We start from the raw sequence: 11,868 nt of genomic DNA, 5'->3' as shown, positions 1-11,868 counted from the left end.
GCTCGTCGTGGCGGCGACGGCACTGGGCGTAAGCCGCGCCACCGGGGAGACGGACGTCCTGCTCGGGTTTGCCGTACCGGGGCGTGCGCCCGGCGCGGAGCAGCACGTGCCCGGAGTGACGGCCAACGTCGTGCCGCTGCGCGTCTCCGTGGACCCGGGCATGTCGGTGCGGAGCCTGGTGGAGCAGTGCGCGGTGCGTGCCCTGGAGGCCGTGCGCCACCAGCGCTACCGGTACGAGGACCTGCTGCACGACGCCGGGCTGCGGCCCGGCGAGTGCCCGTGGTCGGTCTCCGTCAACGTCATGCCGTTCGACTACCGCGTCAGCTTCGCCGGGGTGCCCGTCACCGCCCGCAACCTGTCCACCGGCCCGTTCGAGGATCTGTCCGTCGCGGTGTGGGACGTCTCCTCCGACCGCAGCATCCAGTTCGCGGTCGACGCAGACCCCGAACTGCACGACGAGCAGGGGCACGCGTCCTGCTCGTCGTTGCTGCACGAGGCGTTGGAATGGGTCACCGGCGCGTCGCCCGACACGCCCGTCGGGCGCGCCGACCTCCTGGCCCACGCTGTCGGGGACCGCGTCCTGCGCACCTGGAACGAGCCCGCGCTGCCCGTTCCGGAGACGACGCTGCCCCCGCTGCCGGCGGTCGGCGCGGCACGCACTCCGGACGCCCCCGCGGTGGTCGTTCGCGACGGCCAGGTGTCCTACGGGGAGCTGGCGGCGCGGGTGAACCGGCTGGCCCGGGCCCTGATCAGCCACGGCGCCGGGCCGGGCAGGCACGTGGCACTGCTGCTCCCCCGGTCACCACAGACCGTGGTGGCCGTCCTGGCCGTGCTCAAGGCCGGTGCCGCCTACCTGCCGATCGACCCGGCGCACCCCGACGACGGCGTCACCTACCTGCTGCGCGACACCCGGCCTGTGCTGGCCGTCACCACGGCCGAGTTCACCGGGCGGCTGTCGGCCGCCTGGCCCGAGGGGCCCCTGCTCGCCCTGGACGACCCGGCGGTCGCGGCCGACACGGTTGCGAGACCGGACACGGAGGTGACCGACGCGGACCGGCTGTCGCCCCTGCTGCCCACCCACCCGGCGTACGTCCTGCACACGTCGGGCTCGACGGGACGCCCCAAGGGCGTGGTCGTCGAACACCGCGCCGTCGCCGCCTTCGTACGGCACTCCGTCCCCGCCTACAGGCTGGCACCGCACGACCGGGTGCTGGCCGCCGCCTCGCTCACCTTCGACGCCTCCGTGCTGGAACTGCTCGTCTCCCTCGCCGCCGGGGCGACGGTGGTGCTGGCGGACGATGACGAACGCATCGACACCGAGTCGCTCCAGCGCCTCCTGGTGCGTCACCGAGTGACGGTGGCGCACCTCGCCCCCACGACCCTGCGCGCCCTGCGGCCGGAGGAACTGCCGGACCTGCGCCTGGTGACGACCGGCGGGGACGCGCTCGCCGGTGATCTCGTGGACCGCTGCGCCGCCGCGGGCATCCCGCTGCACAACGCCTACGGTCCGACCGAGACCACGGTCGAGGTGACCCGGAAGGTGTGCCTCCCCGGACAGGCGGGGGAGGCACCACCGATCGGCCGTCCGGTGCCGGGCACCAGGACGTACGTGCTGGACCGCGCCCTGCGGCTGCTGCCTGCCGGAGTGGTCGGCGAACTCTACGTTGCCGGAGCCACGTTGGCCCGCGGCTACCTCGGCCGCCCCGGTCAGACGGCCGCACGGTTCGTCGCGGACCCCTTCGGTCCGCCGGGGGCGCGGATGTACCGGACGGGAGACCTGGCCCGCTGGACACCGGAAGGCGACCTGCTGTTCGTCGGACGGGCGGACGGCCAGGTCAAGGTGCGCGGAGTCCGTATCGAACCGGGTGAGGTGCAGGCGGCGTTGGCTCGCTGCGACGGCGTCGGACAGGCTCTGGTGCGGGTGCGTGACGACGATCGCGGTGACCGCTACCTGGCCGCGTACGTCGTTCCCTCGCCCGGCGCGACCGTGGACCCGGCGGCGGTGCGCCGACAGGCGGCGGAGTTCCTGCCGGCGCACCTGGTACCCGCTGCCGTGGTCCCCCTGGAGTCGCTGCCCGTCACGGCGGAGGGAAAGGTCGACGTGCGGGCCGAGCTGCCGGAGCCGTCGCTCGCCCCGGCCGGCGGGGGGAGGCAGCCCGGCACCCCCGTCGAGGAGAGTCTGTGTGCCGTCTTCGCGGACGTGCTCGGCCTGTCCCACGTGGGTGTGGACGACGGTTTCTTCGCGCTGGGCGGCCACTCCCTGGCGGCCACCCGGCTGCTCAACCGCATCCGGGCCGTGCTCGGCCGGGAGCTCGGCATCCGCGCGGTCTACGAAGCGCCGACGGTCGCCGAACTGGCGAAGCTGCTCGACGGGACGGGGCAGGCCCGGAGCGAACCGGCCCCGGCGGTGCGGCCCGACCGGATCCCCCTGTCGTACGCCCAGACGCGGCTGTGGTTCCTGCGGCAGCTGGAAGGCCCGGGCGCCACCTACAACCATCCGGTCGCCCTGCGCCTGACGGGACGCCTGGACACCGCGGCGCTGCGGGCGGCGCTCACGGACGTGCTCGACCGGCACGAGGCGCTGCGCACGGTCTTCCCCACCGTCGACGGGCAGCCGTACCAGCAGGTGCTCCCCGTCGACTCCGTGGCGCCAGCGTTGCCGGCGCAATCCGTCGCGGCCGGGGAACTGGCCGACGTGCTGGCGCGCGCGGCCCGCGAGCCCTTCGACCTGGGGTCGGACATCCCGCTGCGTGCCCGGCTGTTCACGTCCGCGGCGGACGAGCACGTGCTGCTGCTGGTGACCCACCACATCGCGGGCGACGCCTGGTCGGAACGGCTGCTGCTGCGCGACCTGTCCACCGCGTACTCCGCGCGGCGCGCGGGCGGGGCTCCGCGGTGGGAGCCGTTGCCGCTGCAGTACGCCGACTTCGCCCTGTGGCAACGCGCGACGCTGGGCCGGCGGGACGACCCGGACAGCCCCCTGGCGGTGCAGCTCGGCCACTGGCGGAACGTCCTGGACGGCCTGCCGCAGGAGACACCGCTGCCGACGGACCGGCCGCGCCCGGGCACACCCTCCTACCGGGGTGGGTCGGTGCCCCTGAACGTGCCGGCAGAACTGCACGGGGCGCTGCACAAGCTCGCCCGTGCACACGGCGCGAGCACCTTCATGGTGCTCCAGGCGGCTCTGGCAGTGCTGCTCTCCCGGCTCGGCGCGGGGGACGACGTGCCCGTCGGCGCTCCGGTGGCCGGGCGCACCGACGACTCGCTGGAGGATCTGGTCGGCTTCTTCGCGAACACCCTCGTGCTGCGCACCGACCTCTCCGGCGACCCCCCGTTCACCGAACTCCTCGGCCGGGTGCGGGAGACCTGCCTGCACGCCTACGCGCACCAGGACGTGCCGTTCGAGCTGCTGGTGGAGGAACTCGCACCCGGCCGCTCCCTGGCCTGGCACCCGCTCTTCCAGGTGGCGCTTGCGCTGCGGAACACCCGCGCGGGTGAGCTGACCCTGCCGGGCGTCGAGGTCCGCGCAGAAGCGGTGGAGACGCACACCTCCCCGTTCGACCTGGCCTTCGAGTTCGACGACCGGGACCGGGCCGACCGCGCCGCCGCGGGGCTCAGCGGGACGGTGCAGTACAACGCGGACCTGTTCGACCGCGACACCGTCGAGCGACTGGCCGGTCGCCTGCTGCGGCTGCTGGACGGTGTGGCGCACGACCCGGCCCTGCCGGTGAGCCGGTACGAGCTGTGGGCTCCGGGCGAACACGACCGTGTCGTCCGGCACTGGAACGACACCCGCCGACCCGTCCCCGACGCGTCGCTGCCCGACCTGTTCGAGGCGCGGGTGGCGGAGACGCCGCAGCACCCCGCCGTGACCGCCCCCGACGGCGCGCTGTCCTACTTCGAACTCAACCGCCGGGCCAACCGGTTGGCCCGGCTGCTGACGGCGCGCGGTATCGGCCCGGAGTCGGTGGTGGCCCTGGCGGTCCCGCGCTCGGTCGACCTGCCCGTCGCGGTGTGGGCGACGCTCAAGGCCGGCGCCGCCTACATGCCGCTGGACCCGCAGTACCCGGCCGAGCGGATCACCTTCCTCCTCGACGACGTGCGCCCGGCCGTCGTGGTGAGCACCGCCGCGACGGCTGCGGGGCTGCCGCCGGGAGGACCCGGGCGCCTCCTCCTGGACGAGCCGGCCGTGGTAGCGGCGCTGGCCGCGCAGCCGGAGGAGAACCTGCTCGACGAGGAGCGCACCGCGCCGCTGGTCCGGGACAGCCCGGTGTACGTGATCCACACCTCGGGCTCCACCGGCACGCCCAAGGGCGTGGTGATGACGGCCGGGCCGCTGGTCAACCTGGTGCTGTGCCACGCCGAGTGGCTCGCCGCCGGGGGGGCCGGAGCCCGCCGCGGTGCCGTCGCCCAGTTCTCCGCGATCAGCTTCGACGTGTCCGCCTGGGAGATCATCGAGACGCTGACCTCCGGCAAGACGCTGGCGGTGCCCGATGACGAGGTACGGCGGGACGCGGCGGCGTTCGTCCGCTGGCTCGACGAGCACCGGGTGGAGGAGGTGTGCGCGCCGAACGTGATGGTGGAGGCGATCTGCGAGGCAGCCGTGGAACAGCGGCTGGACCTGCCCGCGCTCCGGGACCTCAGCCAGGGCGGTGAGGTGTTGCGGCTGACGCCGCGGGTACGGGAGTTCGTCGCGGCCCGGCCCGGGCGTCGCCTGCACAACCTCTACGGCCCCACCGAGACCCACCTCGTCACCACGTTCACCCTTCCCGCGGCACTGGAGCAGTGGCGGTCCTTCACCGCGCCCGTCGGCGCACCCATCGCCAACGCCCGGATGTACGTCCTGGACCGGCGGCTGCAACCGGTGCCGCCCGGCGTGACCGGGGAGTTGTACATCGCCGGGGACGTGCTCGCCCGCGGCTACTGGGCCCGGCCGGGACTGACCGCCCAGCGTTTCGTCGCCAACCCGTTCGACGGGGCCGGACAGCGCATGTACCGCACCGGCGACCTGGTGAAGTGGACCCGCGACGGTCAGCTCGCCTACGTGGGCCGTACGGACGCCCAGGTCAAGGTGCGTGGCTTCCGGATCGAGCCGGCCGAGGTCGAGTCGGTGCTCGGCCGGCACGACGACGTGGCCCAGGTGGCCGTCGCGGTACGGGAGGACGCCACCGGCGGGAAGCGGCTGGCCGCCTACGTCGTCCCGGCACGTGGCGCCCGTGCCGACGGGGCCGCGCTGCGGGCCCACGCCGCCCGTGCGCTGCCGGACTTCATGGTGCCGTCCGCCGTGGTGATGGTGGACGCCCTGCCGCTGACCGTGAGCGGCAAGGTGCACCACAGCCGGCTCCCGGCGCCGGACTTCTCCCGGTCGGTCTCCGGGCGAGCGCCCCGGACGGAACGTGAGAGGGCCCTCTGCGGGCTCTTCGCCGAGGTGCTGGGTCTCGACCGGGTCGGCATCGACGACTCCTTCTTTGGCCTCGGCGGCCATTCCCTGCTGGCGACCCGCTTGGCGGGCCGGGTCCGAGCGGCCCTGGCCGTGGAGATGGAGGTGCGCACCCTGTTCGAGGCTCCGACGGTCGCGGCACTGGCGGAGCGGCTGGAGAAGGCGCCGCGACCGCGGCGGGCCGCGCTGCGCCGCATGCCTCGGCCGGGCGGTCCCCGGTGACCGGTGGCCGGCCCACGCACCGCGCCCGCACTCCCGCACGGCCTGACCATCCCAGGGAGAACCCGTGATCCCCTTGTCGTTCGCACAGTCCCGCATCTGGTTCCTCAACCAGCTGGACGGCGGCGCCGGTTACCGCATTCCGCTGGCGTACCGCCTGCACGGGGAACTGGACAGCCGCGCACTCTCCGAGGCGATCGCCGATGTGGTGGAGCGCCACGAGAGCCTCCGCACCGTCTTTCCCGAGGCCGACGGCACACCCCACCAGGTCGTGCTCGACGCGGACTCCGCCCGGCCGCCGCTGCCGGTCGTCGTGAGCAGCGAGGCGGAGCTTCGCGAGGCGCTGCGCGCGGCAGCCAGCCACGTCTTCGACCTCACCACGGAACTCCCGTTGCGCGCGCACCTCTTCCGACTGGGCGAACGGGAGCACGTGGTGCTCGTCCTGTTGCACCACATCGCTGCGGACGGCTGGTCGCTCACTCCGTTGCTGGACGAGCTGACTGCCGCCTACACGGCCCGGCGAGCAGGCCGCGCGCCGCGCTGGGACCCGTTGCCGGTGCAGTACGCCGACTACACGCTGTGGCAGAACGAGCTCCTGGCGGCGGAGGACGACCCGCGAAGTTTGGCCGGAGAACAACTCGCTTACTGGCGGCGCCAGTTGGATGGGCTCCCGGACTGCCTATCCCTCCCCACCGACCGGCCCCGGCCCCCCGTGGCCTCCCATCGGGGCGACACGGTACCGGTCTGGCTCGGTCCGGACACACACCGCCGCCTGCTGGTTCTGGCCCGGCAGGAGAAGGCGAGCCTGTTCATGGCCCTGCAGGCCGGAGTGGTCGCCCTGCTGACCCGGTTGGGCGCGGGCACCGACATCCCCGTCGGCTCGGCGGTCGCCGGACGGACCGACGAGGCGCTGGACGGCCTCATCGGCATGTGCGTCAACACGCTGGTGCTCCGCACCGACGCCGGTGGCGATCCGACCTTCCGCGAACTCCTCGGGCGCGTCCGCGAGGTGGACCTGGACGCCTACGCCCACCAGGACCTGCCGTTCGAGCGGCTCGTGGACGTGCTCCGTCCCGAGCGGTCCGCCGCCTGGAACCCACTGTTCCAGGTGATGCTCGTCCTGGAGGACGGGCCTGAGCAGACCCTGCGGCTGCCCGGTCTGACCGCAGTCGAGGAACCGGTGGACAGCTGCAGCGCCAAGTTCGACCTGTCCCTGCACCTGCGGGAGCGGGCCCCGGAGGGGGGACCCGCCCCCGCGGGCCTGTACGGCAGCCTGGACTACGCCCTCGACCTGTTCGACCACCCGACCGCCGCCGGCTTCGTCACGTGGTGGACCCGGCTGCTGGAGGCGGCGGTCGCCGACCCCGACCTGCGGATCAGCCGCCTTCCCCTGCTCACGTCCGGCGAGCAGGCGCAGTTGCTCGCGTGCGGTACCGGCGGCCGGGTGCCGTCGGGGGGCGGCGCTGCCACGCTGCCCGGCCTCTTCGAGGAGCAGGCCGCCCGCACTCCGGACGCGCTCGCCGTGGTGGAGGGCGGTACGGCCCTCGGCTACCGGGAGCTGAACCGGCGGACGAATCGCCTGGCCCGTGCGCTGGCCGGGCAGGGCATCGGGCCGGAGGACCTGGTCGCCGTCGTGCTGCCGCGGTCCACGGACGCCTTCGCCGCGATGCTCGCGGTGCTCAAGGCCGGCGCCGCCTACGTCCCGGTGGACACCGAGCTGCCGCCTGCGCGGATCGCCTCGATGCTGGAGGAGGCCGCGCCCCGCCTGCTGATCGGGAACGCCGAACTCGCCGGACGGATCGGCGTGGCGGGCGTCCCTCTGCTCACCGTGGCCGATCTCCACCGGCTCAGCGCCCCGGACGGGCCCGACGCCGACCCGACCGTCGCCGACCCGACCGCCGCGGACCTGACCGACGCCGACCGCGTCCGGCCGCTGCTCCCCGGCCACCCCGCCTACGTGATCCACACCTCCGGCTCCACCGGACGCCCCAAGGGGGTGGTCGTGGAGCACGGTGCGCTCGGCGCCTACCTGCGCCGGGGCCGGGCCACCTACCCGGGTGTGTCGGGCATCAGCCTGATCCACTCGTCGATCTCCTTCGACCTGACCGTCTCCGCCGTGTACCTCCCCCTGGTCAGCGGTGGTTGCCTGCACCTCACCGACCTGACCGCCGCGGACCACAGCGGGACGCCCCGGCCCGCGCTGCTGGAGATCACCCCCAGCCACCTGGACCTGCTGGAGTCGCTGCCGCACGACCTCTCCCCCACCGAGTGCCTGCTCGTCGGCGGGGAGCCCCTGCGGGGCGAGGCCATGGAGCGCTGGCGCCTGCGGCACCCGGACGCGGTGATCTGCAACAGCTACGGACCGACCGAGACGACCGTCAACTGCGCCGAGTCCCTGCTCCCCCTCGGGGTGCCGGTCCCCGCCGGCCCGGTACCGATCGGCGGGCCGTGTCCCGGTGCCCGGCTGTACGTGCTGGACTGCGTGCTCGGTCTCGTTCCGCGGGGTGTGGTGGGTGAGTTGTACGTCGCGGGCACCGGTGTCGCCCGCGGGTACCTGGGGCAGCCCGGCCTGACCTCGGAACGCTTCGTGGCGGACCCGTACGGGCCGGCCGGGTCCCGCATGTACCGGACGGGCGACCTGGTGCGCTGGCTGCCGACGGGCGGGCTGGAGTTCGTCGGGCGGGCGGACGGACAGGTCAAGATCAGAGGGCACCGGATCGAACTCGGCGAGGTCGAGGCCGCGTTGATGGCCCACCCCCAGGTCGCGCGGAGTGCGGCGCTGGTGCACGAGCCCGCCCCCGGCGACCGCCGGATCGTCGGCTACGTCGTCCCCGGGGAGGGCCTGCCCGAGGAGCTGGACCTGGCCGGCCTGCGCACGTCCGTCGCCCGGCGCCTGCCCGCGGCCATGGTGCCGTCGGCCGTCCTGGCGGTCGGCAGGCTGCCGCTCACCAGGAACGGCAAACTCGACCGGGCCGCACTGCCGCTGCCGGAGTTCGGCGCCCCGCCCGCTGGGCGCCGCGCGCCTCGCACTCCCGCCGAGACGGCGCTGTGCGGCGTCTTCGCCGAGGTGCTGGGTGTGCGGGAGGTCGGCGTCGAGGACAACTTCTTCGAACTGGGCGGCCACTCCCTCCTGGTGCCCCGGCTGATCGGCTCGGCCCGGCAGGCGGTCGGCATCGACGTCTCGATGCAGCAGGTCTTCCTGGAGCCGACGGTGGCCGGACTGCTGCGGGAGCAGCCGAGTGCCCGCGGACCGCTCGACCCGCTGGTGCGGCTGCGCGCCGCCGGCGGCGGCAGTCCCCTGTGGTGCCTCCACCCCGGTAGCGGGCTGGGGTGGAGCTACACCGGGCTGCTCCCCCACGTGCCGGCGGAGCATCCGGTGTACGCCGTCCAGGCCCGCGGCCTCGACGGCCGGGGCCGGCTCGCGGAGAGCTTCAGCGCGCTCGTGTCCGACTACTGCGCCCTCATCACCGCCGAACAACCGCGGGGGCCGTACCTGCTGGCCGGCTGGTCCTTCGGAGGCACCACCGCGCACGCCGTCGCCGCACGGCTGCGCGACGCGGGGCACGAGGTCGCGCTGCTGGCTGTCATCGACGCCTGGCCGGCCGGCGGGCCGCAGGAGGCCAGCGCCGGACCACCGGACGTCCGCGCCGTGGCCTTCGACGGCGGGGACGCGCCCGCCGGGCTGGAGGGGGAACTGATCGACGCGCTGCTGGCCGTCACGGAGAACACGATGCGCCTGCTCGACGAGCCCGGCGCGGAGACACCGGTGTTCGATGGTTCGCTGCTGCTCTTCGAGTCCGCGCCCGGCGGCCGGGGCGCGGGAGCGGCGAAGCTGTGGCGCCCGTACGTCACCGGGGAGGTCCGGACCGTTCCGGTGGCCAGTGAGCACCTGCGCATGATGCGCCCCGACGCGCTCGCCGTGGTCGGACCCGCCCTGCGGGACGCCCTGCGCTCTCCGGCCCTCAAGCCCGCCGTCTGAAGAGGAGGTTCCCCGATGTGCGGAATCGCCGGGTCAATGGCCCTGGGGAACGGACCGGCCACGGACGCCGCGGTGCTCGACCGCATGACGGCGGCCCTCGTGCACCGCGGCCCCGACTCAGCCGGCAGCGTCATCCGCGACGGTGCGGCGCTGGGTTTCCGCCGGCTGAGCATCGTCGACCCCGACGGCGGCGCGCAGCCGATGTACAGCGAGGACGGCGACGTCGCCATGGTGTGCAACGGCGAGATCTTCAACCACCGCGAACTGCGCGCCGAACTGGAGTCGCGCGGACACCGTTTCCGCACGTCCTGCGACGTGGAAGTACTGGTCCACCTCTACGAGGACGAGGGCCCGAAGCTGCTGGACCGGGTCAACGGACAGTTCGCCTTCGCCATCCACGACCGGGGCAGACGCCGGCTCCTGCTCGCCCGCGACCATGCCGGGATCGCCCCGCTCTACTACGCGGACACCGGCCGGCATCTCGTCTTCGGCTCGGAGGTCAAGGCACTGCTCCGGCATCCCGGAGTGCCGAGGGAGGTGGACCTGACCGGGCTCGACCAGGTCCTCACCTTCCCCGGCCTCGTCAGCCCGCGCACGATGTTCCGGGGGGTCAGCGGCCTGCGGAACGGCTGCTGCCTGGTCGTGGACGAGGACGGCGCCCGGGAGAGCCGCTACTGGGACCTGGACTACCCCCGCACCGACGAGCAGCACGAACCGGACGAGTACTACGCCGAACGTCTCCGGGAGTTGCTCGCCGACGCCGTCCACCGCCGGATGCAGGCCGACGTCGACGTGGGCTTCTACCTCAGCGGCGGACTCGACTCGTCCCTGATCGGCGCGCTCGCGGCCAGGTCGGCGCCGCACCCGCACTCCTTCTCGGTCACCTTCCCCGGCAGCCCGGTGGACGAGTCGCGGTACCAGCGTCTGGCGGCGGCGAAGATCGGCTCCCGGCACCACGAGGCCCCCTTCACCGAGCGTGACCTCGCGGACGGGCTGGAGCGCATGGTCGCGCACAGCGAGTGCCCCGTGAAGGAGACCTACAACACCTGCTCCATGGCGCTGTCCGCGCTCGCCCGCGCCCACGGCGTCAAGGCGGTCCTGAGCGGTGAGGGCGCCGACGAACTGTTCGGCGGTTACCTCGGGTACCGGTTCGACGCGGGCGGACGCGGACGGGACCGTTCCGGGGACCCGCTGCTCGACGCCCTGGAGGAGGACCTGCGCGCCCGGCTCTGGGGTGACCGCGACCTGTTCTACGAGCGCCGCTACCACGCCTGGCGCAGCCAGGTCCGCGAGTTGTACGCGCCCGACCTCCAGGCCGGCCACCACGAGTTCGACTGCCTGGCGCACCCCGTGGCCGACCGGCGACGGATCAGCGGCAGGCCGCGGCTGCACCAGCGCTCCTACCTCGACTTCACCCTGCGGCTGTCCGACCACCTGCTGACCGACCACGGGGACCGGATGGCCCTCGCGCACTCGGTGGAAGCCCGGTATCCCTTTCTCGACCGCCGGGTGCTCGACTTCGCCCTCACCGTGCCCACCCGGCTCAAGGTCGGCCCCCAGGGCGAGAAGCTGATCGTCAGGCAGGCTGCCCAGGGACTCGTGCCGCCGGAGATCGCCAACCGGGAGAAGTACGGCTTCCGTGCCCCGGGCAGTCCCGGCCTGCTCCGGCAGAACATCGAGTGGGTCAACGACCTGCTGTCGCCCGCACGGATCGCCCGGCAGGGCTACTTCGACCCGGTCGTCGTGGAACACCTCAGGTCGCGCTACCTGGACGACGGGTTCGAACTCCACCCGCATCTCGACGACGACCTCCTGCTGGTCGTCCTCACCTTCGGCATCCTCCTCGACACGTTCTCCCTTCCCGGACACGTGTGACCCCCGGCCCTCTGCAGACTAGGACCAGCCATGGCTTTCGAAGCGATCCAATCGATCGTGGGGCGCACGATCGAGCACTTTCCCGACCGCGTCGCGGTGGAAGCTCCGGGCTCCCGGCTCAGCTATGCCGAACTGGACGACCAGGCCGACGGTGTCGCCGCCGCACTGCACCGTGCGGGCGCCGGAGCCGGGTCGGTCGTCGCGGTGCTCACCGACGACCGGGCGGAACTCGCCGCCGCGATGGTGGGTGTGCTGCGCCTCGGCGCCGTCCTGGCGCCGCTGGACCTGTCCGCGCCGCGGCTGCGGCTGGCGGCGGTGCTCGCGGACGCCCGGCCCACCCACGTCCTCGTCGGTG

4 protein-coding genes are annotated in these 11,868 nt (G+C 73.8%); all 4 read left to right on the top strand.

All coding sequences use genetic code 11. The features are described 5' to 3' along the window. Positions 1-7: 7 nt before the first annotated feature. Positions 8-5,662 (top strand): non-ribosomal peptide synthetase, encoded by a 5,655-nt coding sequence (locus B7767_RS17760; RefSeq protein ID WP_085573050.1) that lies wholly within the window; start codon positions 8-10, stop codon positions 5,660-5,662. A gap of 64 nt (positions 5,663-5,726) precedes the next feature. Next, positions 5,727-9,638 carry an amino acid adenylation domain-containing protein gene (locus B7767_RS17755; protein WP_085573049.1) on the top strand — a complete coding sequence of 1,304 codons (3,912 nt, stop codon included), beginning with the start codon at positions 5,727-5,729 and terminating at the stop codon, positions 9,636-9,638. A 15-nt stretch (positions 9,639-9,653) separates the two neighbouring features. Continuing rightward, positions 9,654-11,513, top strand: a complete 1,860-nt coding sequence (asnB, locus tag B7767_RS17750) for an asparagine synthase (glutamine-hydrolyzing) (protein ID WP_085573048.1) — start codon at positions 9,654-9,656, stop codon at positions 11,511-11,513. Positions 11,514-11,543: 30 nt separating this feature from the next. Continuing rightward, positions 11,544-11,868 (top strand): AMP-binding protein (locus B7767_RS17745; RefSeq protein WP_143652529.1); only part of this gene is annotated, 325 nt, incomplete at its 3' end.

This window comes from Streptomyces sp. 13-12-16 (assembly GCF_002114215.1).
Lineage (GTDB): Bacteria > Actinomycetota > Actinomycetes > Streptomycetales > Streptomycetaceae > Streptomyces.
The sequence above is the reverse complement of the archived record's forward strand: the minus strand, read 5'-3'. Positions and strand labels throughout refer to the sequence as shown.